Here is a 25,325-nt window from a genome sequence, read left to right as displayed (position 1 = left end):
GATGTCCATGGTCGGATCGGGGGCCACCCGGACGGGCGACGGAGCGTGATGGTTGGTCACAGACCGAATCGGGACCATGTCGCACGCACCTCGATCGCCTCCACCGCCGAGAGCACCCGGTCCGCCGTCGACCCGGCCCACGGTCCCACCCCGGCCGCGCCGGCCAGCCCCAACCGGGCCAGCAGCGGCCGCTTCGGCTCGGCGACGCTCACCTCGGCGTCCGGGTAGCGCTCCGCGATCACCTCGCGCAGGTTGCCCAGCCCGTCCACCAACCCCAGCTCGACCGCCTTCGCCCCGGTCCACACCTCTCCGGAGAACAGGTCGCCGTCCGCGGCCAGCTTGTCCCCGCGCCGATCGCGCACCCAGCCGGCGAACTGCTCGTGCAGCTGGGACTGCAGGCCGGTCAGCCACGCCACGTCCTCCGGCTTCTCCGGCCGGAACGGGTCCAGCCGCACCTTGTGCGTGCCCGCCGTGTACACCCGGCGCTCCACGCCGACCCGCTCGAGCAGCCCGGTCAGGCCGAACCCGGCCGAGACCACCCCGATCGAGCCGACCAGTGACGACGGGTGCGCGTAGATCTCGTCCCCGGCACAGGCCAGCCAGTACCCGCCGGAGGCCGCCACGTCCTCGCAGAACGACAGCACCCGGACCTTCTTGCGGGCGGCCAGTTCCCTGATCCGCTCGGCGACCAGCGCGGACTGGGTGGCCGCACCGCCCGGCGAGTTGATCGCCAGCGCCACCGCGGCCAGCCGGTCGTGATCGAACGCCCTGGTCAGAGCCGACTCGACGGTGTTGATGTTGATCGTGCCCCGGCCGAGCGGTGACGGGGTCGGGGTGATCACGCCGTGCAGCCGGACCACCGCGACCACCCGCGAGTTCCCGCCACGGTCACCGATTCTGGGCAACTTGGAGACCAGCTTGTCGGACACGCTCATGTCAACCAACCATACGTGTCAGCGCAGTTGACGGGCCCGCGGGCCGACGTCGTCGCCCGCGGCCGGCGCGGCGCCGGGCTCCTCGGCCTCGTCGGCCGCGTCCGCCTCGAAGTCCGGCAGGTCGGCGCGCACACCCGGGAAGAACTTCGGCACCCGCAGGATCACCTTCATGCCGGCGCCCGGGGCGGTCTCCACCATCAGCGCGTACTCGTCGCCGAACACCGAACGCATCCGGTGGTTGATGTTGCCGAGGCCGACGTGCGCGCCGGTCTTGTGCGCGTTGCGCAGGTCGGAGAACAGCCGGTCGGCGTCCATGCCGACGCCGTCGTCCTCGACGCTGATCAGCGCCTCGTTGCCGTTGTCCTGGGCGATCACGGTCACCGTGCCGCCGCCCGGCTTGGTGGACAGGCCGTGCTGCACCGCGTTCTCCACCAGCGGCTGGAGCACCAGGAACGGCACCACCACGGACAGCACCTCGGGGGCGATCTTGATCCGGACGGTGAGCCGCTCCTGGTAACGCTGGCACTGGATGGCCAGGTAGCGCTCGATGTTGCGCAGCTCCTCGGCCAGCGTGGTGAACAGCCCCTCGGAGCGGAACGAGTAGCGGGTGAAGTCGGCGAACTCGTGCAGCAGGTCCCTGGCCCGCTCGGGATCGGTGCGGATCAGCGAGGAGATCGCGTTCAGCGCGTTGTACAGGAAGTGCGGCGAGATCTGCGCGCGCAGCATCCGCAGCTCGGCCTTGGCCAACTGCTGCTTGGACTCGTCCAGTTTGGCCAGCTCCAACTGGATGCAGATGAACTGGGCCACCTCGTCGGCCGCCCGGATCAGCCGCTTGCTGTTCGCCCCGCCGACCACGATCAGCGTGCCCTCGACGTCCCCGTCGATGATCAGCGGCACGATCACCGCGGTGCGCATCGGGCAGCGTCCCCTGTGGTCGCACTGCAGGTCGGTGTGGTTGATGTGCTCGCGGTGGGCCGTGCGCTTGGCCGCGTCGATCGCGCCCATCATGCCCTCGTAGTGCTCGTTGGCCTCGCCGTCCCAGGACAGCAACCGGCCGGAGGAGTCGGTGATCCCGATCGCGACGCACTTGAGCATCTCCACCAGATGCTTGGTGGCCTGGTCCGCGGCCTCCTCGGTCAACCCGTCCCGTAGCTGCGGCGCCGCCTGCGACAGCCGCTGCACCGCGTCCAGAACGGCATCCGGAACGGACCCGTCACTCTTGCGGTTGAGCAGCCACGCGAAGAACAGTCCGGAGACGACGCAGACCGCGATCGCCCCGACCAAGACCTGTTCGGCCCACAGTCCGGACACGGCTCAATGCTCGATCGTCGACAGCGGGCTCACAAGGCGCACCAGGATACGGTAACTCCCGTGGCGGTCCAGACAACCCGGGTAGCGTTATTTCCGACGTGCCTGACGGACACGTTGTTTCCGGACACCGCGAAAGCCGTGGTACGCCTGCTGGAACGGCTCGGCTGCGCGGTGGAACTGCCGATGGACGCGACCTGCTGCGGGCAGATGCACTACAACACCGGCTACCGCGAGCAGGCGACGCCGCTGGCCGGGGCGATGGCCCGGGCGTTCGCCGGCTACGACGCGGTGGTGGCGCCATCCGGATCGTGCGTCGGGATGATCCGGGAGGTGCATCCGCGGCTGGGCAACGGGTCGGTGGCGCCGGTCTACGAGCTGTCCGAGTTCCTGGTCGACGTGCTCGAGGTGACCGACGTGCGGGCCTACTTCCCGCACCGGGTCACCTACCACCCCACCTGCCATTCGCTGCGGCTGCTCGGCGTTGGCGACCGGCCGCTGCGGCTGCTGCGCGCGGTGCGCGGGCTGGAGCTGGTCGAGCTGGACGAGGCGGAGTCCTGCTGCGGGTTCGGCGGCACGTTCGCGGTGAAGAACGCCGCGACGTCCACCGCGATGCTCACCGACAAGATGTGGAACGTGCTCGGCACCGGCGCGGAGTTCGTGACCGCGGGCGACAACTCGTGTCTGATGCACATCGGTGGCGGGTTGTCCCGCACCCGGTCCGGGGTGCGCGCCGTGCACCTGGCGGAGATCCTGGCCAGCACGGAGGAGGAGCCATGGGTCGTAACCCGGTGACCTGGCTGGGCACGCCGACGTTTCCCCGGGCCGCCGCGGCGGCGCTGGCCGACCCGCAGCTGCGCCGCAACCTTCGGCACGCCACGCACACCATCCGGACCAAACGCACCGCAGCGGTCGAGGAACTGCCGGACTGGGAGCGGCTGCGCCGGGCCGGTGAGGCGATCAAGAACGAGGTGCTGTTCCGGCTGGACACCTACCTCGAACGGCTGGAGGCCGCGGTGACCGCGCGCGGCGGCGTGGTGCACTGGGCCCGGGATGCCGCCGAGGCCAACGAGATCGTGCTCCGGCTGGCCCGCGCGGCCGGCGCCGACGAGGTGGTCAAGGTGAAATCCATGGCCACCGCGGAGATCGCGCTGAACGAGGCGCTCGAGGCCGGCGGAATCGGTGTGGTGGAAACGGATCTCGCCGAGCTGATCGTCCAGTTGGGACACGACCGGCCGTCGCACATCCTGGTGCCGGCGATCCACCGCAACCGCGCGGAGATCCGGGAGATCTTCGCCAGCCGGATGCCGGACGCGCCCGCCGATCTCCCCGCGACGCCCACCGCGCTGGCCGAGGCGGCCCGGGCGCATCTGCGGCGCAAGTTCCTCTCCGCCACGGTCGCGGTGTCCGGAGCCAACTTCGCGGTGGCCGACACCGGATCGATCGTGGTGCTGGAGTCGGAGGGCAACGGGCGGATGTGCCTGACCCTGCCGCGCACCCTGATCACCGTGATGGGCATCGAGAAGGTGGTGCCGTCCTGGCGCGACCTCGAGGTGTTCCTGCAGCTGCTGCCGCGCTCGTCCACCGCGGAGCGGATGAACCCGTACACCTCCGTCTGGACCGGGGTCACGCCCGGCGACGGTCCGCAGGAGTTCCACCTGGTGCTGCTGGACAACGGCCGCACCGCGACGCTCGCCGACCCGGTCGGCCGGGCGGCGCTGCGCTGCATCCGGTGCTCCGCCTGCCTCAACGTCTGCCCGGTCTACGAGCGCACCGGCGGCGCCGCGTACGGCTCGGTCTACCCCGGTCCGATCGGCGCGATCCTCACCCCGCAGCTGGTGACCGACCCGCAGAGCAAGGCGGAGGCGGCACAGGTCCATTCCCTGCCGTACGCCTCGACGCTGTGCGGCGCCTGCTTCGAGGTCTGTCCGGTGCGCATCGACATCCCGGAGGTGCTGGTCCATCTGCGCGGGCAAGCCGTTGCGGCCAAAGGAAAACGCTCGGGCGAAGCGGCCGGGATGGCGGCCCTGGCCTGGATCCTCGGCAACCCGAGGCGGTACGAGGCGGCGCAGAAGGCCGGATCGCTGGCCCGGTTCCTCGGCCGGGACGGGCAGATCTCGCACCTGCCGTGGCCCGGTTCCAAGTGGACGGACAGCCGGGATGTCCCGGCGCCGCCCAAGGAGTCGTTCCGGTCGTGGTGGCGGAGGACCCGTGGCTGACGCGCGAACCGAGATCCTCGGCCGGATCCGCCGGGCGGTCGCCGATGCGCCCACCGCCGGGCCGGTGCCCCGGGACTACGACACCGCGCGCCCGACCGCGGATCCGCTCGCGCTGTTCGCCGAGCGGGTCGCCGACTACCGGGCCACCGTGCACCGGGTCGGCGCGCGCCGGCTGCCGGCCGCGGTCGCCGATGCGCTGCGGGCCCGCGGTGCGCGGCGGATCGCGGTGCCGGCCGACGTGCCGGCCGCGTGGTGCACCGATGGGTTCGACTGGCTGATCGACGACGACCCGGTGCTGAGCGTGGACATCCTGGACGGGGTGGACGGCGTGCTCACCGGCGCTGCGGTGGCCATCGCCGAGACCGGCACCATCGTGCTGGACGCCGGCACCGGGCAGGGCAGGCGGGCGCTCACCCTGGTGCCGGACTACCACCTGTGCGTGGTGCGGGCAAAGCAGGTGATCGGCACCGTGCCGGAGGCGCTGGACCGGCTGGATCCGGTGCGCCCGTTGACGTTCATCTCCGGTCCGTCGGCCACCAGCGACATCGAGCTGAACCGGGTGGAGGGCGTGCACGGCCCGCGCACCCTCGAGGTGCTGCTGGTCAGCTGATCACTTGAGCAGCCGGGACAGCCGCCGGTCGGCCAGCGGCTTGCCGCCGGTCTGGCAGGTCGGGCAGTACTGGAAAGCCTTGTCCGCGAAGGAAACCTCGCGCACCGTGTCGGCGCACACCGGGCACGGCAACCCGGTCCGGGCGTGCACCCGCAGCCCGGAGCGCTTCTCCCCCTTCAGCCGGGCCGCCTCCTGCCCGACCGAGCGGGCGACCGCGTCGGACAGCACCCCGTGCAGCGCGGTGTGCAGCCGGTCGAGCGCGTCGTCGTCCAGCTTTCCGGCGGTGGCGTACGGCGAGAGCCGGGCGGTGTGCATGATCTCGTCGGAGTAGGCGTTGCCCACCCCGGCCAGGATCTTCTGCGTGGTCAGCGCGGTCTTCAGCCGCTCGGAGCGACCGGCGAGCAACCCGGCCAACTGGTCCCGGGTGACCGAAAGGGCGTCCGGCCCGAGCCCGGCCACCCCCGGCACCTCGGCCGGGTCGGTCACGATCCACACCGCGAGGCCCTTCTTGGTGCCCGCTTCGGTGAGGTCGAACCCGGGTCCGTCACCCGGCCGGCCCAGGTGCACCCGCAGCGCGAGCGGCCCGCGCCCGGGCTTGGGCGGCGCCGCCGAGAGCGTGTCCGACCAGCGCAGCCAGCCGGCCCTTGCCAGGTGCACGACCAGATGCAGGCCGGAGCAGTCCAGGTCCAGGAACTTGCCGTGCCGCCCGGCTCCGGTCACCTCCCGGCCAGCCAACTCGGTCCACGGCGGGCTGGCGGTCTTGAGCACGGCCAGCGACGCCACGTCCACCCGCGCGACCGTCCGGCCGGCGGCGTGCGCACGCAGGTGATGGGCGAGCGCCTCAACCTCGGGTAGTTCCGGCACCGCACCGCCCTGCGCTAGTCCGGCGTGACCTGTCGCAGGGGACCGTCCACGCCGGGAGTCGACTTGTCCGCGATGTTACGGGCTACCTGGGACACCTGCTGCCGCACGTTGAGCACCCCGCGCACGGCGCCGACCCACTGCTCGGTCGGGTTGCCGTCGCCGTCGTCGCCGGTGGCCGCGCTGATCTCCCACGGCCGGCGCAACATCCAGCGCAGCGGGAAGAACATGATCAGCAGCACCAGCATGAGCACCAGCCAGAGCGGCACGACCACGTCCGCCGGGGTCCAGGTGATCAGCGCAACGGCCAGCACCACCACCACGACGGCGAGCACCAGCGCCGAACCGCGGCTTGAGCTGATGTCGTGCTCGAACTCGATTTCCGAGGCCGGGGTCCGCCACTCCATGTCCGCCTGCAGCGTCCACACCCGGTCGTCGGCGCCACGAACCACCCGCAACATGGGGTCAATTCTGACATTTACCGGCTGCGGAAAGCGACCGTCAGCGATCTTGATCGCCACGGTGCGTGTGGTATACGCCGTCAGGGACCGGACGGTGCGGCCGGCACCGCCTTCGGCACGCTCGGCGGCCCGGGCGTCGTCGTGGTGGTTGCCGGCGGCTTGGAATCGGCCGGACTGGTCGCCGCGACCACCGGCGGGACCGGCTTGGTGCGGCTGGTGGTGTGCGTGACCACCCGGGTCTGGTCCAGCGCGTTCACCTCGGTCACCGACGTGGTCTCGTACACGACCGCGTGGTCGTCGAAGATCTGCACGTGCTCCTCGACCGCGGTCTCCCGGTACACCACCCGGGCGCCCTCGTCGTAGCCGCCTGGGGTCTTCGCCGGCACCGCGACCGGGGTCGAGGACGCCGGCAGGGCCGCGGGGGTGGCCAGCGGGTTGCGGCGCCGGCTCGGCACCACGGCCGCCGTGCTGAGCGCGCCGGTGGTCAGCGCGATGGTCTGCGGGCTGGTCGGGGCGTCGGCGATGGTCAGCTGCACGCCGCGCCGGCCGTCCAGGTCGTCGGGCGCGGTGGTGTACTCGCCGAAGCCCCACGGTCCGGCCACCACACCGAGCACGCCCATCGCGGCTGCGGACGACGCGGCCAGCCCGACCTGCACCTTGGCGCTGGCCAGCACGCTCTTGAAGGTGGCGCCGAGACCGGCGAGCGCGGCCACCGGGACGGCCACCAGCGCGGCGTGCGAGCGCAGCCCGGAGCAGACCTCGTGCAGCTCGGCGTGCATCGCCGCGCAGTTCGCGCAGCCGGCCAGGTGCGCCCGGATCCGGCGCCGCTCGGAGCCCTTGATGCTGCCGGCGGTGTAGGCGCCGAGCTTCTCCAGCACGCACCGGCAGCCGGTGGAGCCGCGGTCGACGGCCAGGTGGGCCTGCAGGTAGGCGGCGCGTAAGCCCTGCCGAGCCCGGCGGGCCAGCGCCGCGGTGGCGTTGGCGGACAAGCCGAAGTTGGTGGCCACCACGGCCGGGCGCTCGCCCTCGACCTCGACCTTCCACAGCACGCTGCGCCAGCGCTCGGGCAGGCTGGTGAACGCGCGGGTGATCAGGTTTTTCTCGGTGGCCTGGCCGGAGGTGTCCGGTCCGGCACCGACCCGGTACCGCAGCTCCTCGTCGGACACCGGCACGTCGCGGCGGCGGGAGTGCCACTCCCAGGCCACCCGGCGGGTCACGATCAACAGGTAGCCGCGCACGTTCTCGACCGGCCCGGCGCCGCGCCGAATTGCCAGCAATACCCGGAAGAACGCCTCCGCGGTCAGGTCCTCGGCCTCGACCCGGTCGTTCACCAGGCCGAACGCCAGGCGCCGCACCGCCGCCGAGTGCCGGGCGAAGAGTTCCCCGAAGGCCGCGTCCTCCCCCGCCCGCAGCCGCCGCAACAACACGCGGTCGGCTGCGTCGTGGTCGTCGCTGGGCGCGGTCATCCGGCCAGAACCTCCTCCCGGCGACCAGACTGGTAAGCCAACATCCCACAGGAATATTGGCTGTGCCCGCAAACGTGAAGAACGTTAACGGGAACCCGACGAAAGTCGTGAGCCATCCGGCCCACTGCGCGCCTGCGCCGACAGCACCCCGACCCTGCCCCGGATGCCGCCATTCCGGACCAATTTGGAGCGGACGACGGGACTCGAACCCGCGACCCTCACCTTGGCAAGGTGATGCGCTACCAACTGCGCTACGTCCGCACGGTGCCGCCAGTCTATCCGACCGCCGGCCCCGCACCGCCCCAGATACCGGGCGGCCCGGCTCAGGCTGCCGAGGTTCCCGGTTCGAGCTGCACGATGAGCCTGGCGTCCAGCGCGTGGGCCAGACGTTCCAGGACCGGAATCGTCGGCACGGTGCCACCCGCCTCGAACCGAGCGACCGCCGGCTGCGTCATGCCGGCGGTCTCCGCGAGTTGGGCCTGCGTCCAACCGCGCTGTTCCCGCATCGAACGAACCGCGGCACCCAGCTCGAAAGCGAGCCGGGCCGCCGCGTAGCCCTCCTCCGCGCCGGGCTCTGCCATGCGCCGGTCACGCAGCTCCCGCCAGCTGGTCCGGTCAGCCATCGTGTTCACTCCTGACGTACTCGTCCGCCGAGTGCCCTTCCGCCACACAACGCCGCAAGGCCCGCCGGGCCCTCCCGCATCCGGGTCTTCCGGAAGACCGTGAGAAGGACGATTCGCCGGCCCGTCGCGATCCAATACGTCACCCGGACCGCATCGTCGCTCAGGTGAAACCGCAGCTCGCGCAGCTTGCCGTCGAGCTGCCGGGTATACGGTTCGCCGAGCAACGCTCCCTGATCCGCAAGCAGATCCACGTAGAACGCGGCCTTGGCGAACTCCTCGGTCGGCAGCCCTTCGAACCATTCCCGGACTTCCGGTTCCAGCTCGACGGTACCCCCATTCATACCGTCAATGCTATACCCGCTGGCTGCGGTTACTCGCTCGGCGTGAGTCCCACGGGACAGCTGACGCCGGTGCCGCCGAGGCCGCAGTAGCCGTTGGGGACCTTGTGCAGGTACTGCTGGTGGTAGTCCTCGGCGTAGTAGAAGTCGCCGAGGGGGGCGATTTCGGTGGTGATCTGGCCGTGGCCGCCGCGGGCGAGGGCGGACTGGTAGGCGTCCCGGGTGGTTTCCACGTCGGAGAGCTCGGCGGGATCGGTCAGGTAGACCGTGGAGCGGTACTGGGTACCGACGTCGTTGCCCTGGCGCATGCCCTGGGTGGGGTCGTGGCCTTCCCAGAAGACCTTAAGCAGCGCGGGGTAGGAGATCACCTCGGGGTCGTAGACGACGAGCACGACCTCGGTGTGCCCGGTGCGGCCGGTGCACACCTCCTCGTAGGTGGGGTTGCGCGTGTACCCGCCGGCGTAGCCGACCGCGGTCGACCACACGCCGGGGGTGCGCCAGAACAGTCGCTCGGCGCCCCAGAAGCAGCCCATGCCGAACACGGCGGTGCGCATGCCATCGGGGAACGGCGCAACGATCCGCCGGTCCGGGAACACCGCGTGCATCGTGGGCACCGCGAGCGGCTCGGCCCGGCCGGGCAGCGCCTCCTCGGCGGTCACCAGCTGCGTTTTCTGCCGGCCGAACAGCACCATGACTCCCACTCTACGGAAGGATGTGCATCAGGAAGGTTGCGAGTTCGACCTCGGCAACCGGTTCGCTACATCTGGCGTGCACAATGTTGCCGGTTCGGGGCGCGGGCAACACACAAATGAAAGGGGGCCTGGGGTGTCCTGGCAGGAGGAACTCCGCAAGCTCGACGAGGAGCTCGCCGCAGGCCAGATCTCGGCGGACGACTACCGGGTGCGGCGGGACCAGGTGCTCTCCTCGGCCGTCTCCGCCGACCCAGCGGGCAAGCCGGGTCAGCCGAACCCCGCTTCGGAGGCCACCCAGATCACGCCCCGGCCCCAGCCGACGCAGGCGCAGCCACCGGCGGACAAGGACGACGCGGACAAGACCCAGATCGTGCCCGGCGACAGCGACCGCACCCAGGCCGTGGACAGCTGGCACACCGCGCGGCCGGCCGACGTCGACCGGACCACGGCCGTGCCCGGCGTGCCACCGCAGGCCTATGCCGGCGGGATGCCGCCCCGGCCGGCGCCGCCGCAGGGTTACCTGCCGCCTCCCGGCTACCCGCAGCAGCAGGGCTGGCAGGGCGAGGAACTGGCGCCGCCGTGGGCCGGGGCGGACTTCCCGCCGCTGGCCGCGAGCGGCAGCCCGGACTGGGTCCGCCAGGGCCCGGAGGTGTTCGACACCGGCGACCGCTCGAACACCGGGCGGAACCTGCTGATCGGCTTGGTCGTGGTGCTACTGATCGGCCTCGGCGTCGGCGCCTACTTCCTGTTCATCAAGGACAGCGGGCAACCGACGGCCGGCCCGGGCACCACGACGACGACCACGCAGCCGACGACGACCTCCACCCGACCCAAGGACGACCTCGAGGTCGCGGAGCTCCCGGGCACCAGGGAGGAGACCGCCCCGGTCGAGACCTTCGCCGACGCGGCCAAGGCGAACTTCCTGACCACCGAGGAGGTGGCGGCCTACGAGGAGGCCGGCGCCACCAAGTCCCGGCTGACCGTGGCCAGGCTGCCCGACCAGAACCACGCCTACGTCTTCACCTCCCGGGCCGCCAACCCGGGCGCCGCCACCACGGCCCGGGACAGCCTGGCCCAGTTACAGCTCAACTACGGGCTGCAGGCCATGACCGGGTCGCCGCAGGGCGTCCTGGCCGCCGAGGTTCCGAAGGCCGCCGACCACCCGGCCACCATCCGGGCACACTATGTACACGGAAGCACGACCGTGCGCATCCAGGTGTACGGCGACGACATAGAACAGGTCCGCGAGGCGTTCGACCAGGTGTTGACCGAACAGTTGAAGGCGCTTGCCGCAGGTGAGTGACCAGTCCGCGCAGGTGAGCGAGCCCGTCGCCCCGGTGACGATGCCGCCCGCGGAGTCCACGCTGCCCGCCATCCACGAGGCGTGGCTCCCCAAGGAGCACGCCCTGCATCGCCCGCGGCACGGCGGCCGGCAACGCTTCGCCCTGGCCTGCGCGGCCATCTTCTTCTGCACGCCGCTGGTCAGCCTCGGCCTCGGCGTGCGGCCCGCGCAGATCGAGAACCACGCGCTGGCGTCGTTTCCCAGTCCGGCCCGGGGTTGGGAGTTCTTCACCGGCCTGGTGCCCTGGGCCACCGACCATCTGGTGTACCGGGAGAACGCGATCGACCTGGCCGACTCGGTCAGCCGTGGGGTGTTCGGCGAGCCGCCCCCGCTCGGCGGCGGCCAGGCCTCCGCCGGCCCGTCCGGGCCGATCAGCTTCAACGTTCCCAAGGAGAGCAACAACATCACCGTGCCCGCCGTGATCGAGGGCAAGGACGGCTGGATGTACCTCGGGGACGACGTGCTCGGCCGGTGCCGGCAGAACCGCGCGCTGAGCGAGACCCTGGCCCAGCTGCGCCGGTTGCGGGACGGCGTCGAGGCGTCCGGGCGCACGTTCGTGCTGGTGGTCGCGCCGGACAAGACGACCATGGTGCCGCAGCACCTGCCGGACAACTACGTGGGCAAGGACTGCGCCCGGAAGGTGACCGACGAGCTGTGGCGATTGCTGTCCCGCGAGCCCTTCGTCGTCGACATGCGCGACGAGCTCCGGGTCGCCGGTGACCGGCTCGGCCGGCCGGTCTACCCGCCGCTGGACGCGCACTGGGGCGACGAGGGCGGCGTGGAGATGGCCAGGGCGCTGGCCGAGAAGCTGCACCCGGGGATCAGCCGAAGCTGGGTGGTCAGCCCCCGGGAGCCGTGGCGGACGTCGGCGGACCTGCCGCCGCTGATCGGCCGGTCCGGCGAGATCGACGGCCGGTACTACGCCATCCGGCCGGGCGGTCTGCAGGAGCAGGCCACCTCGCCGCCGACCGACTTCACCCGCCCGACCCAGCTGACCTCGGCCACCGGTCCGGGCAAGGTGACGGAGAAGGTCGGGCTGCTCGCCGACTCGTTCACCATCCGGGCCATGCGCTACCTCGCGGCGTCGTTCAGCGACATCACCGTGCTGCACTACGGCGGCGTCAGCAAGGACTACGGCTGGTCCGCCGGTGAGATGCTGGCCTGGAACAAGGTGGTCGCGGTCGAGGTCGTCGAGCGGACCCTGGCCTCCGGCAACAGCCTGCTGCTCGAACCGAACGTGGTGGACGGCATGCTCTCCGTGCTGTCCCAGCATCCGATGCGGTAGGCACGGGCTCCGGTACCCGCTGTCATAGACTCGCCCCACCTGGCGGGACCATGCCGCCCTGACCTGATGGACTTCCCGTATGTCGCAAGCGCGTCCCGTCGTCGCCTGCACCATCGTCACCGGAAACCACCTGCCGGCCGCTTTCGTGCTGGCCGACTCCTACCTGGACCACCATCCGGAGCACGAGTTCGTCGTGGTCGTGGTGGACGGGCTGGCCGAACCGTCGACGACCGCCAGATACCAGGTGGTCGGGCGGGCCTGGCTGGACCTGGACGAGGACGACATCCTCCGGATGGCCACGATCTACTCGGCCGCCGAGCTGGTCGCCGCGGTCAAGCCGGCGGTGCTGCGCAAGCTGCGCACGCGGGCCGAGGTCGCGGTCTACCTCGAGGCCGACACCGTGGTCTACGCGCCGTTCGACGGCGTCGCCGAGCTCGCCGCCGAGCACTCGATCGTGCTCACGCCGCACATCCTGCGGCCGCTGCCGCGCGACGGCAAGGAGCCCGACGAGCGGGCGTTGATGGGCATCGGGATCTTCAACCTGGGGTTCGTCGCGGTCGGGCCGGGGTCGGAGGAGTTCCTCGAGTACTGGACCACCCGGATGCGGCACGACGCCGTGATCGCCCCGGCCGAGCAGCTGTTCGCCGATCACCGCTGGGCCGACCAGGTGCCCGCGCTGTTCCGGCACACCGTGCTGCGCGACCCGGGGTACAGCGTCGCCTACTGGAATCTGCACGAGCGCCCGGTGCGGATCGCGGCGGACGGCACGCCGCGGGCCGGCACCGCCGTGTTGCGGTCCTTCCGGTTCCAGGGTTACCGGCCGGACACCCCGTGGCTGCTGACCGTGGACACCCCGCACCGGCCCCGGGCCCTGCTCTCCGAGCACCCGGACCTGCGCGCCCTGTGCGACCGCTACCGCAAGGACCTGCGCGTGGCCGGGCACAGCGGGACGCACCAGGACGCGCACGGGTTCGCCCGCACGCCGGACGGCACCGTGCTCACCGCGAGCCTGCGGCACCTGGTCCGGTCGGCCTGGGTGGCCGCCGAGGGGGTCAACTTCGACGATCGGGCCGGCCCGCGGCCGGAGGTGCCGCCGCACCCGTTCGGCCCGGACTCCGGCGAGGCGTTCCGGCGCTGGCTGGCCGCGCCGGGCACGCCCACCGAGGCGGCGGCCGGTCTGAACCGCTGGTCGATGTGGGTCTGGCAGCAGCGGCCGGACCTCCAGGCGGCCTTTCCGCGGCCGTACGGCGAGGACGCCGCCGGGTTCCGGGAGTGGTGCCGCAGCTACGGCGTGACCGAGGGGATGCTGGCGCCCTGGGCGGTCCCGGCCGATCTGAACCCGCCGCGGGTCCTGGAAGACCGGCCGGGGGTCAACCTGCTCGGCTACCTGACCGGCGAGCTGGGGCTCGGCGAGATGGGCCGGATCGTGCACGACGTCATCGCCGCCACCGAGGTTCCGGTGGTCTCGGTGGTCGAGGAGCGCTCGCTGCACTGCCGGACCGGGGCGGACCAGCCGGACACCGTCGGCCTGCCGCGCTACCCGGTCAGCCTGGTGTGCGTCAACGCCGACCAGACCCGGGTGGTTCGGGAGAGTCATCCGGACGTGTTCGACGGGCGGTACCGGATCGGCGTGTGGGCCTGGGAGCTTGAGGACTTCCCGGCCTGGCAGCACGACGCGTTCGAGCTGCTCGACGAGGTCTGGACGATCAGCGAGTTCTGCCGGGCGGCTATCGGGCGGCACTCGCCGATCCCGGTCAAGGTCATCCCCGTGCCGGTGCGTGATCCCGGCGCGCGGCCGGTGCGCAGCAGGGCCGCCGGAACGCCCACCCAGTTCCTGTTCATCTTCGACTTCAACAGCACCATCCAGCGCAAGAACCCGATCGGCCTGATCACGGCGTTCCGGCAGGCCTTCCCGGACCGCGCCGACGTCCGGCTGGTGATCAAGGCGATCAACGGCAACCGGCATCCCGGCGCCGCGGAGCAGCTGCGCGCCGCCGCGGCCGCCGACCCGAGGGTCGAGCTGCTGGAGAAGTACCTGACCGCCGCCGAGCTGGACCGGCTCTACGCCGACAGCGACTGCTACGTGTCCCTGCACCGCAGCGAGGGCTTCGGGCTCACCGTGGCGGAGGCGATGGCCAGGGGGATGCCGGTCATCTCGACCGACTACTCGGGCACCGCGGAGTTCCTCGACGCCCGGGTCGGCTGGCCCATCCCGTACCGGATGACCACGGTTCCGGGCGGCAGCCAGCCGTACCACGAGGGCGCCGCCTGGGCCGATCCGGACCTGGCGGCCGCCGCGTACGCGATGCGCGAGGTGGCGTTCAACCCGGCCGAGGCGGCCCGGCGGGGCAAGGCCGCCCGGGCGCACATCCTGGCCACCCGGTCGATGCGGGCGGCGGCCGGCTGGATCGGCGCCGAGCTGGACGAGGCGTACCGGACCTGGCGGGAGCGGGGCGGCGCGGCGGCGGCCGGGCCGGAGTCGCGGCCGGGTGCACCGGCCCGGACCCGCGGCGGGCCGGTGATCCAGGGCGACGCGCTGGCGCCGCTGCGCGCGTCCCGGGAGGCCCTGCACTGGCAGCCGGACGTGCGCGCCGAGTCCCGGGTCCCGCTGGCCCCGGCCCTGCGCCGGGCCGTGCTGCGCGCGCTCAACCACTACGACGTCCACCAGCGCCAGATGCTCACCGAGCTGGTCGACGGGATCGAGACAACGCTGGCCCAGCTGCTGACCCGGCTGGACGCGGTCGAGGCACGGCACCGGCCGAGCCCGCCCGACCACGCCACCGCCGCGCAGGTGCGCACCGTCGGCGAGCGGGTCGACGAGCTGCAACGGGAGCTGACCTCGCTCGCCGCCGGGATCGCCGAGCTGGCGCCGCAGACGGCGAACCTGAAGACCGGGTTGGCGCAGGAGACCCAGCAGCGCACCGCCCAGCTGGCGGCGCTGCGCGAACGCCTGGTGGACGCCGACATGCTCGGCCAGCTGTCCACCGGGCTGACCGACCGGATCGACGCGGCCGAGCAGCGGACCGTGGAGTTCCTGCGGGACCGTGATCGCCGGGCCGACGCCGCCGAGTTCCTGGCCGGCCAGCTCCGCCGGGACGTGGACGCCCTGCACGATGCCGCGCAGCTGCGTCAGCTCCCGGTCCCGGCCACCGCGGAGGTCGTGGTGTGCGACGCCGGGGTGTTGTTGGTACCGCACGACAAGGTGATTCTGCCGGCGCTTCGGCTGGACCGGAACTGGGAGCCCGCGGAGGCGGCGCTGCTCGCGCAGCTCGCCGGCGCCGGCACGGTGCTGGACGTCGGGGCGCACGTCGGCTACCACAGCCTGCGGCTGCTCCGGGAGTGTCCCGGCATCGAGCGGGTGATCGCCGTTGAGGCCAACCCGGACACGGTGGCGCTGCTGCGCCGCAACCTGGCCGTCAACCTTCCGGCCGGGGTGGCCGAGCGGGTCGTGGTGCTGCCGGTGGCCGCCTGGGACGCCGAGGAACAGCTTTCGCTGGTGCCCGGGGAGGCCGGCAACAGCGGCGACTACCGGGTCGGCGGGCCGCTCGGCGACAACCGGCTGACCGTCCCGGCGATCCGGTTGGACGGGCACCCGGACGTCACGTCGGCGGGCGCGGTGACCCTGGTCAAGACCGACCTGCAGGGCCGGGACCACCGGGCGATCGCCGGGCTGGCCGGCGTGATCGCCGCACACCACCCGCACATCGTGTGCGAGTTCTGGCCGCAGGGCATCGCCGATCTCGGTGAAGCGCCGGACGCGGTGCTGAGCGGCTACCGGGCCATGGGCTACCGGCCGGTGCCGCTCGGCGCGGACGGCCCCCGCCCTGGCCGGCACAGCGACGACGATCTGATCGCCGCGGCGACATCGGCCGCCGGCGGTTTTCTCAGCCTGTGGCTGCAGCCGCAGTAACCACTCGAGGGAGAACGGAATGGGCATTCAGGAGCTGCGGTCGGTCTGGGAGAGCATGGGTGAGACCGATCCGCTCTGGGCCGTGCTCACCGACGCCACCAAGCGCAACGGGCGCTGGGATGTCGACGAGTTCATGGCCACCGGTGCCGGCGACGTCGGGTGGATCACCGAGCGGCTCGCCGAGGCGGGGCTGACCCTTGGCAAGCGGGTGCTCGACTTCGGCTGTGGGGTCGGCCGGCTGAGCAACGCGCTCGCCGAACACGCCCCCGAGGTGGTCGGCATCGACATCGCGGCGTCCATGATCGAGGCCGCCAAGAAGATCAACCGGCGGCCCGGCCAGGTCGAGTTCGTCCACTACGACGGGCACGAGCTGCCGTTCCAGGACGCCTCGTTCGACAGCGCGATCAGCATGATCGTGCTGCAGCACGCGCCGCTGCCGGTGCAGCTCGGCTGCCTGCTCGAACTGGTCCGGGTGATCCGGCCGGGCGGGATCCTGGCGCTGCAGATCCCCAGCGAGCAGCGCGCCGAGGTCACGCAGACCCGGCCGGAGGCGCCGCCGCAGCTGGCCGAGTCGGCCTGGCGGGCCGGGATCGAGATCCTGACCGCGCCCGCGGCGATGCTGCCCCGCCAGCGCGGCACCGTCCGGGCCCGGGTGACCAACCTCAGCGCCGAGGTCTGGCCGAAGGAGCTGGAGCTTCGGCTGGGCAACCACTGGCTGGCCGGGGGCGAGGTGGCGGTTCAGGACGACGGCCGGACCACGCTGCCGAACGACGTCCGGCCGGGCGAGGCGATCGAGGTGCCGCTGCCCGTGATGGCGCCGGAGACGGCCGGCGAGTACGAGCTTGAGCTCGACGTCGTCCAGGAGTTCGTCGCCTGGTGGGGCGGGGTGAGCGGGCTGACCGCGCGGACCCCGGTGCTGGTCCGGGAGGGCTCGTACCTGCCGGTGGCGGCCGCCGAGGCGGAACCGGTCGAGATCGTCGACTCGATCGAGATGCACCCCATCCACCGGGACCTGGTGACCAGGCTGTTCGAGCGGTGCGGCTGCGAGGTGGTCCGGGCGATCGAGGACGACCGCGCGGGCAGCTCCTGGGTCAGCTACACCTATCTGGTCCGGCGCCGGTCATGACCGCCCTGGCACTGTTCCGGGCGCCGGTGTTCGCGGTGTTGACCACGATCAACCCGGACGGGGCGCCGCAGTCGAGTGTGGTGTGGACCAGGACCGACGGCGCCGACGTGCTGCTGTCCACGATCCGGGGCCGGCGCAAGTGCCGGAACATGGAGCGGGATCCGCGGGTGACGTTGCTGGCCTACGACCCGGAGGATCCCTACACCTACGTCGAGCTGCGCGGCACGGTCACGCTCACCGAGGCCGGCGGCGACGAGCTGATCGACGAGCTGAGCCGGGCCTACGACAACCGGCCGTGGACACATCGCCCCGCGGAGACCCGAGTGGTGGTCCGATTCACCCCGACCCGGGTGATCGAACACGTGGCCCCCCAGAGCACCAAGTCCCGCCCAGACTGACCAGAGCCTGTCCCCGTGGATGGATCATTGCGAAAAGTCTCGGGCCACCCAACGCAACCTCAGGGGCACCGTGACGCAACCCAGCCACATCAACCCCGCCAACCGCACCACCTGCTGGAACGCAACGACAGCAGTTAATCCCCGGAGAGGCGGCTCAGGATCTCGCCGTGGGTGATGGCGAACCAGCCGTCCTCGTTCGCGCCCCAGTCCCGCCAGGCGGCGGCGATGGCCGCCCGGTCCGCCTCGGTGGCGTAGCCGTAGGCCACCGCGGCGTCGCCGATGCCGGGCGCCATGATCCGCTCGGCCCACGTCTCGCTCCAGAACCGGCGTTCGTCCGGGGTGGCGAAGCACCAGGTGCTGGCCGTGCAGGTGATGCCGGTGCAGCCGGCGGCGCGGGCCCAGGACAGCAGCCGACGGCCGGCGTCGGGCTCGCCGCCGTTGTGCCGGGCGGTGCGGCGGTAGATCGCCAGCCACCGGTCCAGCCCGGGGTTCTCGGGGTACCAGGTCATCGCCGCGTAGTCGACGTCGCGAGCGGCGATGACCCCGCCGGGCCGGCAGACCCGGCGCATCTCGCGCAGCGCGCCGACCGGGTCGGCCACGTGTTGCAGCACCTGGTGGGCGTGCACGACGTCGAACGTGCCGTCCGGGAAGTCCAGCGCGGCCACGTCGCCGGTGCGGAACTCGACGTTGGTCAGCCCGCGTTCGGCGGCCACCGCGCGGGCATCGTCCAGCACGTCGGCGGCCTGGTCCACCGCGACCACCCGGCCGGGGGCGACCAGCGCGGCGAGGTCGGCGGTGATCGTGCCGGGCCCGCACCCCACGTCCAGCAGGGACTGTCCGGCGGTGAGCCGGTCGAGCAGGTAGCCGGCCGAGTTCGCCGCCGTGCGGGACCGGTGCGAGCGGAGCACCGCGCCGTGGTGTCCGTGTGTGTAGACCGCCATGCCCGCAGCCTAACGACCGAAACCTACTAGCGAGTAAGGTAGCCGGGGTGACCTCGGACGAACCCACGGCGACGCGGCGGATCGGGATCGGCGACCTGCTCCGGGCCCTGCCCGGGATGGCGCGGCACACCCCGCAGGCCGCCCGCGGCGCATTCGAGCTGCTCACCCTGAAACCGACCACCCGGGCCTCGATCGGGCAGGTGTTCGCCGGCATCGCGGCCCGGCATCCGGAGCGCGTGTTCCTCACCTTCGAGGGCGCCGCGCTGCGCTACGGCGAGGCGAACGCGCGGGTCAACCGGTACGCCGCGACGTTGTCCGGGCGCGGCGTGCGGGCCGGCTCCGTGGTCGGCGTCCTGGCCACCAACCGGCCGGAGACGCTGCTGGTCGCGCTGGCCGCGGTCAAGCTCGGGGCGGTCGCCGGGATGCTCAACCACAACCAGCGTGGCGACGTGCTCGAGCACAGCCAGAAGGTGCTGGACAGCACCGTGCTGGTGGTGGGTGCCGAGTGCCGGGCGGCGCTGGACTCGGCCGGCGCGCCGGTCGGCGAGGTGCTCGGCCTTGCCGACCGCGGGACCGTCCTTGCCGGTCACCCCGACCTCGACGAACTGGCCGCCGGCGCGCCGGCGACAGAACCGCAGGGCACCGACGTCCGGGCCGGCGACACCGCGTTCTACATCTTCACCTCGGGCACCACCGGGCTGCCCAAGGCCAGCGCGATGTCGCACGGCCGCTGGCTCAAGGGCATGTCCGGGCTCGGCCGGCTGGCCGCCCACCTCGGCCCGCGCGACACGCTGTACTGCTGCCTGCCGCTCTACCACAACAACGCGCTGACCGTGTCGCTGGCGACCGTGCTGGCCGGCGGCGCCACGCTGGCGCTCGGCCGGTCGTTCTCCGCCTCCCGGTTCTGGGACGAGGTGCGGGCCAGCGGGGCCACCGCGTTCTGCTACATCGGCGAGCTGTGCCGGTACCTGCTCAACCAGCCGGAGCGCCCGGACGACCGGGAGCACCGGGTGCGGCTGGCCATCGGCAACGGCCTGCGCCCGGAGATCTGGGCCGCGTTCGCCGAGCGGTTCGGCATCGAGAAGGTCATGGAGTTCTACGGCTCCAGCGAGGGCAACACCGCCTTCGTCAACGCGTTCAACCTGCGCGGGACCGCCGGGCTGTGCCCGATGCCGTTCGCCGTCGTTGCCTACGACCCGGCCACCGAGCGACCCCGGCGGGACGGCCGCGGCCGCGGCACCCGGGTGGCCACCGGCACCGTGGGGCTGCTGCTGACCAAGGTCACCGAGCACTCGCCGTTCGACGGCTACACCGACCGGACCGCCACCGAGCACAAGCTGGTGCGCGACCTGTTCCGGGCCGGCGACTGCTGGTTCGACACCGGCGACCTGGTGCGCGCACAGGGTTGGCGGCACATCGCGTTCGTCGACCGGCTCGGCGACACGTACCGGTGGAAGGGCGAGAACGTGGCGACCACCGAGGTGGAGGGCGCGCTCGCGGCACACCCGGACGTGGCGCAGGCGGTGGCGTTCGGCGTGGCCGTGCCGGGCACCGACGGCCGGGCCGGCATGGCCGCGGTGAAGCTGGCCGAAGGCGCCACGGTGGACGGTCCGGCGCTGGCCGGACACCTGCTGGACCGGCTGCCGCCCTACGCCGTCCCGCTGTTCCTGCGCGTGGTGGACGAGGTCGAGCAGACCGCGACCTTCAAGAGCCGCAAGGGCCGGCTCCGCGACGAGGGCTACGACCCGGACCGGGTGCGCGATCCGCTCTACGTGCTGGCCGGCCGGGACGAGGGCTACGTGCCCGCCTATCCCGAGTACCCGCAGCGAGTCGCCGCCGGCCAGGTGCGCATCTAGTAATCCAGAGGGAAGCGGACCCCGGTGAGTTCCTCGGAGACCTCCCAGAGCCGCCGGGCCACCCCGCGGTCCCGGGCCGCGTCCAGCGGTTCGACGACCGTCGGGTAGCCCTTCTGCTCGTTGCGCGCGTCCGGGCCGATGAACTGACCGCTCTCCACGTCGGGATGGGTGGCGGCATAGAGCACCGGCAGGGCCCCCATCTCGGCCGGTTGCGCCTTGAGCCGGCTGCCCAGCTGCGCGACCACCTTGGTCAGGCCGGTCGGGCCGGTGTTCTGCAGGTTGGTTGCGGCCACCCCGGGATGGGCCAGCACGCTGCGGATCGGCGAGCCGCTGGCCTTTAACCGGCGGTGCAGTTCCAACCCGAACACCACGTTGGCCAGCTTGGACTGGGCGTAGTACCCGGCCCGCGAGTACTCGTGCTCGCCGTGCAGGTCGTCGAAGTGCATCCGGCCGTTCAGGTGGGCCCGGGAGCTGACCGTGACCACCCGCGCGTCCTTGCCCTTCCGCAGGTCCTCGAACAGCAGCGCGGTGAGGGCGAAGTGGCCCAGGTGGTTGACGCCGAACTGCAGCTCGTAGCCCTGCGCCGTCTTGCTGTGCGGCGGCATCATCACGCCGGCGTTGTTGATCAACACGTCCACTCGGCGCACCGTGGCGGCGAACTCGCGCACGGTGTCCAGGTCGGCCAGATCCAGGTAACGCAGCTCGAGGGTGGCGTCCGGGTACTCGTCCTGGATCCGCTCGATCGCCTCGGTCCCCTTGGCCTCGTTGCGCACCGCCATGACCACCTGCGCGCCACGGCCGGCCAGCGCTCGGGCGGTCTCGAAGCCGATGCCGCTGTTCGCTCCGGTGACGACAGCGGTGCGTCCGATCTGACTCGGTACGTCATCCGCGGTCCACTGACCGGTTGACCCCGCATCCTCCTCGGGTGTGTCGTTCATGGGCATAGCGTGCCCTACCGCGGTCGATCACACACTAAGGAGCCCAGGCCCATGGAGATGCGACATCTCGGCGACTCCGGCCTCGTGGTCGGCGTGGTCGGGCTGGGCGGCAACAACCTGGGCCGGCCGGGCACCGCCGCCGCGTCGCTGTCCGGGGCGCGAGCGCTGGTCACCGCGGCCCTGGACGCCGGGATCACGCTGTTCGACGTGGCCGACGTGTACGGCGCGCCACGCGGGCACAGCGAGGAGCTGCTCGGCGCCGTGCTGGCCGGACGGCGGGACCGGGCGGTGATCGCCACCAAGTTCGGGGTGGACATGCAGGGCGCCAACGGGCCGGACTTCGGCGCCCGCGGTGCCCGGCACTACGTGCGGCGGGCGGCCGAGGCGTCGCTGCGCCGGCTGGGCACCGACTGGATCGACCTGTTCCAGCTGCACCGCCCGGATCCGGTCACCCCGATCGAGGAAACCCTTGCCGCGCTTGACGATCTGGTGCGGTCCGGCAAGGTGCGCTACGCCGGGCTCGGCAACCTGGCCGGCTGGCAGCTGGCCGACACGATGTGGCAGGCGCGCACCGCGCACCTGGCCGCCCCGGTCGCCGCGCAGGCGCAGTACTCGCTGCTGGAGCGGGACGCCGAGCGGGAGGTGCTCCCGGCCTGCCGGCGGTTCGGGCTGTGTCTGCTGCCGTACTTCCCGTTAGCCAACGGCCTGCTCACCGGGAAGTACCTGCGCGGCGCGGAACCGCCGGAGGGCAGCCGGTTGGCCGGGCGGAGCCGGATGCTCGCCGACGCGCCCTGGGACCGGATCGAGAAGCTGCGCGCGTTCGCCGGCGAGCGCGGGATCACCATGGCCACGCTGGCCATCGGCTGGCTGGTCGCCCAGCCGGGGGTCGGCTCGGTGATCGCCGGTGCCACCACGCCCGAGCAGGTGACCGCGAACGCCGCCGCGCCGGCCTGGCGGCCCGGTCCGGACGACCTCGCCACGCTGGACGAGATCTGCCCGCCCGGGCGGCGCTGAGCCGGCGCCGGGCCGCGGCTAACCTCTGCGGCATGGAGATCACTGCAACCGCGGCGCTCGTCACCGGTGGTGCGTCCGGGCTGGGCGGCGCCACCGCGCGGGCCCTTGCCGGCCGCGGCGCCAGGGTGTTCGCGCTGGATCTGCCGAACGCGGTGGAGCGGGCCGAACCGGTCGAGGGCGTCAGCTACGTCGCCGGGGACGTCACCGACGCGGACCAGGTGCAGGCGGCGGTCGGCACCGCGGCCGACTCCGGGCTGCCGCTGCGCATCGTGGTCAACTGCGCGGGGGTGGGCTGGGCCGGGCGGGTGCTCAGCAAGAAGGGACCGCACGACCTCGAGCTGTTCCGCAAGGTGGTCGAGGTCAACCTGATCGGCACGTTCAACGTGATCCGGCTGGCCGCGGTCGCGATGGCGGCGACCGAGCCGCTGGACGCCGGGGCGCGCGGCGTGGTGATCAACACCGCGTCGATCGCCGCGTTCGACGGCCAGATCGGCCAGGTGGCCTACGCCGCGTCCAAGGGCGGGGTGGTCGGCCTGACCCTGTCCGCCGCGCGCGACCTGGCCTCGTTCGGCATCCGGGTGCTGACCATCGCGCCGGGCATCATCGACACCCCGATGCTGGCCGGCGTCACCGACGAGTTCCGGGCCGGGTTGGCCGGCGGGGTGCCGTTCCCCAAGCGGCTCGGCCGACCCGACGAGTACGCCCGGCTGGCCGTGTCGATCATCGAGCAGGACTACCTCAACGGCGAGGTGATCCGCCTGGACGGCGCCCTACGCATGGCACCGCGGTAGCTAGAGATCGCCGACGTAGGGGATGGCGTGCACGGCGGGGGAGGACATCCACTGCCGCAGCGCCCTCGTGGCGCTCACGTCGTCCTCGTTGTAGTGCAGCAGCCGGACCCGCTGGCTCGGGTCCGAACCGGAGCCGTCCATTCCGACCGCGTCGCGGTACCAGCGCATCGAGTTCTCCCCGCTGGCGTGCGGGTCGCGCCAGGTGAACCCGGCCGCCGGGGCGATCGTCTTGAGCCCCTTGCCGTGTGAGCACAGAAAGTACTCGCGGACGCTGCCGAACAGGTCGAACCAGGCGTCCGAGTCGATGAACGACTGCACCTCTTCGAGGCTGGGGATGCCGGGCTTGCCGGCGAACCGCCGGGCCGAGGCGAGCAGCCAGCGGTTCTCGGCCAGCTCGTTGTAGCAGTAGGCGCGGAAGCTGAGCCCGTGCGCCTTGGCCCGCAGCCGGATCATCGACAACCATTGCCAGAACTCGGCGAACGAGCGGGCCTCGTCGTCGGTGGGCAGCGGTTCCCAGGTGGCGAACGCGCGGTAGCCCTGCGGTTCGCCGATGTCCACTCCGGACAGCAGCACCCCCCACATGTACGCGCCGGCGTCGCCGAAGCTCTCCATGTCCACGTCGACCTCGACCTCGGCGCGCGGCACCCAGATCTCCCGCTCCCGGCGCACCACGGTGAGGTTGGCCAGCCACGCCTTGGCCAGACCGACCGCGTCGGACAGCGGCATGCCGGCCGGCGGCAGGGTGTCCTCGTCGTGCGGGTCGAGCGCGGCCAGGTCGTCCACCGTGCGCACCCCGGCGGCCCGCAGCATGGCGCCCTCCTCGCCGCGCACGACCAGGCTCACGTCGCGGGCGGCGCGCAGCTCGGCCCGGCACAGGGTCCACCACGGGCAGGTCCGGCACTCCACGATCCGGGACGGCGCGGCCAGCGGCGCACCGCCGGCGGCGGCGGTGGTGGCGATCGCCAGCCGGTCGGCGAACCGGGCGTCGTACTCGGCCAGCGCGGTGCGCCCGCCCGGCCAGGTCGGCGCCTCCAGGTCGTGCCAGACCACCACGTCGCCGTCCAGCCCGATCACGCCGCCGACCGGGTGGCCGCCGTCGGCCCGCCCGCAGGCCTCCAGCATCCGCCGGGCGTGCGCCAGCCGGAGCTGGTCGCGGGGCTGCGGCCGGACCTTGCGGGCCGGGTCGGGCTGGCCGGCGTCGGGCACCGGGCGGTGCAGCGGCGAGGTGCGCGCGCCGGAGCCGGGATCGGAGACCTTGTGCCGCACCACCAGCACCGGCACGTAGCCGGTGCGGGTGCGGACCAGCAGGTGGATGCTGCCGCGCCGGCCGCCGGCCAGGTCGCGGGGGAACTGTGCGCCCCAGATGTAGGGCGCGCCTGCGGCCATGGCGGCCGAGGTGGCCGCCTCCCGGTCGGCGCTGCGCAACTCGCCACCGCTGGGGATCCAGGTCCAGTCCGGCCCGAGCAGGCCGGCCATCTCCTCGGCGATGGACCGGCGGTGCGCCTCGGCGTCGGCCTTGCGCTGCTCGCCGGCCGGGTCGTTGGGCGCCTCCGCGGCCTCTCGCATCGTGGGATCATGTTCGAGGTGCACTCGACGCCGGCAGCGGCTGACCACGCCGGCGTCAAGGAGCACCAGGTTGTTCACAGTGTGCAGCTTAAAGGGGAGCACCGACAGCACGGCGCCCCGCGCAGTAGGTTCTTTGCCAGGGTGAGCACGGAGGTGGGACGCGGTGGCGACACGGAAGAGCGGGGCGGCCGGCGCCGCACGGATCACGCCGGCCAAGGCGAAGAACGCCGTCGCGGTGGCGAAGGTGCTCGCCCCGGCGGTGCTGCCGGTGCTGGCGCCGATCATGACCAGGACCGCGGGCACGGTGCGGGACCGGTGGGACCGGCGGCGGGCCCGGCGCCTCGGCATCGCCGTCGAGGAGTTGGCCAGGTACTCCGGCCGGGGCGGGGCGCTGCACGCCCGGCTGGCCGGGGTGGCCGTCGCCCTCGCCGAGCAGCGCGGCCGGCCGAATCCGGACCTCGCGTTCCTGGACGCGACCGACGCCCGGCTGGCCCAGCTCACCGCCGCGGTCCGGGTGGCCGAGCGGATGCCGTCTGCCCGCCGGCGGGCCGCGCATCGCGCGGTGGCCGCCGACCTGACCCGGATCGAGCAGGACCTGCTGCGCCGCCTGGGGGTGTGAAACACCTAGTGGTTGCGGCACCGAAT

The 25,325-nt window shown here is 72.5% G+C and carries 23 protein-coding genes and 1 tRNA gene; 12 read left to right on the top strand and 12 right to left on the bottom strand.

Annotation, left to right across the window (positions count from 1 at the left end):
- Positions 1–56: 56 nt before the first annotated feature.
- Both VFV67_RS21380 and VFV67_RS21375 read right to left on the bottom strand, forming a co-directional pair.
- The gene (locus VFV67_RS21380; protein WP_326472352.1) at positions 57–935 is read right to left on the bottom strand and encodes a S49 family peptidase; all 879 of its coding nucleotides are present in this window, start codon (positions 933–935) and stop codon (positions 57–59) included.
- Between the two features lie 18 nt (positions 936–953).
- Positions 954–2,246 carry a sensor histidine kinase gene (locus VFV67_RS21375; RefSeq protein ID WP_414636309.1) on the bottom strand — a complete coding sequence of 431 codons (1,293 nt, stop codon included), beginning with the start codon at positions 2,244–2,246 and terminating at the stop codon, positions 954–956.
- Positions 2,247–2,252: 6 nt separating this feature from the next.
- Between VFV67_RS21375 and VFV67_RS21370 the strand changes: the two genes are divergently transcribed.
- The 3 genes from VFV67_RS21370 to VFV67_RS21360 are packed head-to-tail and all read left to right on the top strand — an operon-like array spanning position 2,253 to position 5,072.
- Positions 2,253–3,038, top strand: a complete 786-nt coding sequence (locus VFV67_RS21370) for a (Fe-S)-binding protein (protein WP_326472351.1) — start codon at positions 2,253–2,255, stop codon at positions 3,036–3,038.
- Entirely contained in the window at positions 3,020–4,462 is a 1,443-nt protein-coding gene (locus VFV67_RS21365; protein ID WP_326472350.1) for a lactate utilization protein B, read from the top strand. The genes VFV67_RS21370 and VFV67_RS21365 overlap by 19 nt, the downstream gene beginning before the upstream one ends.
- On the top strand, positions 4,455–5,072 hold the full coding sequence (locus VFV67_RS21360; RefSeq protein WP_326472349.1) for a lactate utilization protein C: 618 nt from the start codon (positions 4,455–4,457) through the stop codon (positions 5,070–5,072). The genes VFV67_RS21365 and VFV67_RS21360 overlap by 8 nt, the downstream gene beginning before the upstream one ends.
- Here VFV67_RS21360 and VFV67_RS21355 read toward each other — a convergent pair whose 3' ends face one another.
- The 7 genes from VFV67_RS21355 to msrA form a co-directional block, all read right to left on the bottom strand.
- Positions 5,073–5,936, bottom strand: coding sequence for a DNA-formamidopyrimidine glycosylase family protein (locus VFV67_RS21355; RefSeq protein WP_326472348.1), 864 nt, complete (start codon positions 5,934–5,936; stop codon positions 5,073–5,075).
- A gap of 14 nt (positions 5,937–5,950) precedes the next feature.
- Positions 5,951–6,394 (bottom strand): DUF983 domain-containing protein, encoded by a 444-nt coding sequence (locus VFV67_RS21350; protein WP_326472347.1) that lies wholly within the window; start codon positions 6,392–6,394, stop codon positions 5,951–5,953.
- Positions 6,395–6,474: 80 nt separating this feature from the next.
- Positions 6,475–7,860 carry a sigma-70 family RNA polymerase sigma factor gene (locus VFV67_RS21345; RefSeq protein WP_326472346.1) on the bottom strand — a complete coding sequence of 462 codons (1,386 nt, stop codon included), beginning with the start codon at positions 7,858–7,860 and terminating at the stop codon, positions 6,475–6,477.
- Between the two features lie 185 nt (positions 7,861–8,045).
- A tRNA-Gly gene (locus tag VFV67_RS21340) sits at positions 8,046–8,121 on the bottom strand.
- A gap of 62 nt (positions 8,122–8,183) precedes the next feature.
- Positions 8,184–8,483: a helix-turn-helix transcriptional regulator gene (locus VFV67_RS21335; RefSeq protein ID WP_326472345.1), complete on the bottom strand. Its 300-nt coding sequence runs from the start codon at positions 8,481–8,483 to the stop codon at positions 8,184–8,186.
- 5 nt (positions 8,484–8,488) lie between these two features.
- Positions 8,489–8,824 carry a type II toxin-antitoxin system RelE/ParE family toxin gene (locus VFV67_RS21330; protein WP_326472344.1) on the bottom strand — a complete coding sequence of 112 codons (336 nt, stop codon included), beginning with the start codon at positions 8,822–8,824 and terminating at the stop codon, positions 8,489–8,491.
- Between the two features lie 29 nt (positions 8,825–8,853).
- Positions 8,854–9,513, bottom strand: coding sequence for a peptide-methionine (S)-S-oxide reductase MsrA (gene msrA, locus VFV67_RS21325; protein ID WP_326472343.1), 660 nt, complete (start codon positions 9,511–9,513; stop codon positions 8,854–8,856).
- Positions 9,514–9,646: 133 nt separating this feature from the next.
- Here msrA and VFV67_RS21320 point away from each other — a divergent pair, with 133 nt between their 5' ends.
- The 5 genes from VFV67_RS21320 (at position 9,647) to VFV67_RS21300 (ending at position 17,574) form a co-directional block, all read left to right on the top strand.
- On the top strand, positions 9,647–10,816 hold the full coding sequence (locus VFV67_RS21320) for a hypothetical protein (protein ID WP_326472342.1): 1,170 nt from the start codon (positions 9,647–9,649) through the stop codon (positions 10,814–10,816).
- Entirely contained in the window at positions 10,809–12,140 is a 1,332-nt protein-coding gene (locus VFV67_RS21315; RefSeq protein ID WP_326472341.1) for an alginate O-acetyltransferase AlgX-related protein, read from the top strand. The genes VFV67_RS21320 and VFV67_RS21315 overlap by 8 nt, the downstream gene beginning before the upstream one ends.
- A gap of 79 nt (positions 12,141–12,219) precedes the next feature.
- Complete coding sequence (locus VFV67_RS21310) at positions 12,220–16,050, top strand: FkbM family methyltransferase (protein WP_326472340.1); 3,831 nt, start codon at positions 12,220–12,222, stop codon at positions 16,048–16,050.
- A gap of 19 nt (positions 16,051–16,069) precedes the next feature.
- Entirely contained in the window at positions 16,070–17,176 is a 1,107-nt protein-coding gene (locus VFV67_RS21305; protein ID WP_326472339.1) for a class I SAM-dependent methyltransferase, read from the top strand.
- On the top strand, positions 17,173–17,574 hold the full coding sequence (locus VFV67_RS21300) for a PPOX class F420-dependent oxidoreductase (RefSeq protein ID WP_326472338.1): 402 nt from the start codon (positions 17,173–17,175) through the stop codon (positions 17,572–17,574). The genes VFV67_RS21305 and VFV67_RS21300 overlap by 4 nt, the downstream gene beginning before the upstream one ends.
- Before the next feature lie 134 nt (positions 17,575–17,708).
- Here the strand turns inward: VFV67_RS21300 and VFV67_RS21295 are convergent, their stop codons facing one another.
- Positions 17,709–18,515, bottom strand: coding sequence for a methyltransferase domain-containing protein (locus tag VFV67_RS21295; RefSeq protein WP_326472337.1), 807 nt, complete (start codon positions 18,513–18,515; stop codon positions 17,709–17,711).
- 47 nt (positions 18,516–18,562) lie between these two features.
- Between VFV67_RS21295 and VFV67_RS21290 the strand changes: the two genes are divergently transcribed.
- Positions 18,563–20,371 (top strand): long-chain-acyl-CoA synthetase, encoded by a 1,809-nt coding sequence (locus VFV67_RS21290; protein ID WP_326472336.1) that lies wholly within the window; start codon positions 18,563–18,565, stop codon positions 20,369–20,371.
- On the opposite strand, the gene VFV67_RS21285 is transcribed toward VFV67_RS21290, so the two are convergent.
- On the bottom strand, positions 20,368–21,309 hold the full coding sequence (locus VFV67_RS21285; protein WP_326472335.1) for an oxidoreductase: 942 nt from the start codon (positions 21,307–21,309) through the stop codon (positions 20,368–20,370). The genes VFV67_RS21290 and VFV67_RS21285 overlap by 4 nt on opposite strands.
- A 51-nt stretch (positions 21,310–21,360) precedes the next feature.
- On the opposite strand from VFV67_RS21285, the gene VFV67_RS21280 reads away from it, so the two are divergent.
- Positions 21,361–22,323 (top strand): aldo/keto reductase, encoded by a 963-nt coding sequence (locus tag VFV67_RS21280; protein WP_326472334.1) that lies wholly within the window; start codon positions 21,361–21,363, stop codon positions 22,321–22,323.
- A 32-nt stretch (positions 22,324–22,355) separates the two neighbouring features.
- On the top strand, positions 22,356–23,114 hold the full coding sequence (locus VFV67_RS21275; RefSeq protein WP_326472333.1) for an SDR family NAD(P)-dependent oxidoreductase: 759 nt from the start codon (positions 22,356–22,358) through the stop codon (positions 23,112–23,114).
- Here the strand turns inward: VFV67_RS21275 and VFV67_RS21270 are convergent, their stop codons facing one another.
- On the bottom strand, positions 23,115–24,680 hold the full coding sequence (locus VFV67_RS21270; protein WP_414636308.1) for a TM0106 family RecB-like putative nuclease: 1,566 nt from the start codon (positions 24,678–24,680) through the stop codon (positions 23,115–23,117).
- 163 nt (positions 24,681–24,843) lie between these two features.
- On the opposite strand from VFV67_RS21270, the gene VFV67_RS21265 reads away from it, so the two are divergent.
- A complete protein-coding gene (locus VFV67_RS21265) occupies positions 24,844–25,299 on the top strand; it encodes a DUF6474 family protein (RefSeq protein WP_326472331.1) in 456 nt (151 codons plus the stop codon).
- Positions 25,300–25,325: the final 26 nt, after the last annotated feature.

Source organism: Actinophytocola sp., assembly GCF_035762905.1.
Classification (GTDB): Bacteria; Actinomycetota; Actinomycetes; order Mycobacteriales; family Pseudonocardiaceae; genus DASYTH01.
This window is presented reverse-complemented; position numbering and strand designations above follow the sequence as displayed.

What these genes read in the sequence shown, in the direction of transcription:
- VFV67_RS21380 (WP_326472352.1), bottom strand. Translation starts at nt 935, where the DNA reads ATGAGCGTGTCCGACAAGCTGGTCTCCAAGTTGCCCAGAATCGGTGAC.
- VFV67_RS21285 (WP_326472335.1), bottom strand. Translation starts at nt 21,309, where the DNA reads ATGAACGACACACCCGAGGAGGATGCGGGGTCAACCGGTCAGTGGACC.
- VFV67_RS21270 (WP_414636308.1), bottom strand. Translation starts at nt 24,680, where the DNA reads ATGCGAGAGGCCGCGGAGGCGCCCAACGACCCGGCCGGCGAGCAGCGC.
- VFV67_RS21280 (WP_326472334.1), top strand. Translation starts at nt 21,361, where the DNA reads ATGGAGATGCGACATCTCGGCGACTCCGGCCTCGTGGTCGGCGTGGTC.
- VFV67_RS21365 (WP_326472350.1), top strand. Translation starts at nt 3,020, where the DNA reads ATGGGTCGTAACCCGGTGACCTGGCTGGGCACGCCGACGTTTCCCCGG.
- VFV67_RS21345 (WP_326472346.1), bottom strand. Translation starts at nt 7,860, where the DNA reads ATGACCGCGCCCAGCGACGACCACGACGCAGCCGACCGCGTGTTGTTG.
- msrA (WP_326472343.1), bottom strand. Translation starts at nt 9,513, where the DNA reads ATGGTGCTGTTCGGCCGGCAGAAAACGCAGCTGGTGACCGCCGAGGAG.
- VFV67_RS21370 (WP_326472351.1), top strand. Translation starts at nt 2,253, where the DNA reads ATGCTCGATCGTCGACAGCGGGCTCACAAGGCGCACCAGGATACGGTA.
- VFV67_RS21310 (WP_326472340.1), top strand. Translation starts at nt 12,220, where the DNA reads ATGTCGCAAGCGCGTCCCGTCGTCGCCTGCACCATCGTCACCGGAAAC.
- VFV67_RS21350 (WP_326472347.1), bottom strand. Translation starts at nt 6,394, where the DNA reads ATGTTGCGGGTGGTTCGTGGCGCCGACGACCGGGTGTGGACGCTGCAG.
- VFV67_RS21330 (WP_326472344.1), bottom strand. Translation starts at nt 8,824, where the DNA reads ATGAATGGGGGTACCGTCGAGCTGGAACCGGAAGTCCGGGAATGGTTC.
- VFV67_RS21305 (WP_326472339.1), top strand. Translation starts at nt 16,070, where the DNA reads ATGGGCATTCAGGAGCTGCGGTCGGTCTGGGAGAGCATGGGTGAGACC.
- VFV67_RS21295 (WP_326472337.1), bottom strand. Translation starts at nt 18,515, where the DNA reads ATGGCGGTCTACACACACGGACACCACGGCGCGGTGCTCCGCTCGCAC.
- VFV67_RS21335 (WP_326472345.1), bottom strand. Translation starts at nt 8,483, where the DNA reads ATGGCTGACCGGACCAGCTGGCGGGAGCTGCGTGACCGGCGCATGGCA.
- VFV67_RS21300 (WP_326472338.1), top strand. Translation starts at nt 17,173, where the DNA reads ATGACCGCCCTGGCACTGTTCCGGGCGCCGGTGTTCGCGGTGTTGACC.
- VFV67_RS21275 (WP_326472333.1), top strand. Translation starts at nt 22,356, where the DNA reads ATGGAGATCACTGCAACCGCGGCGCTCGTCACCGGTGGTGCGTCCGGG.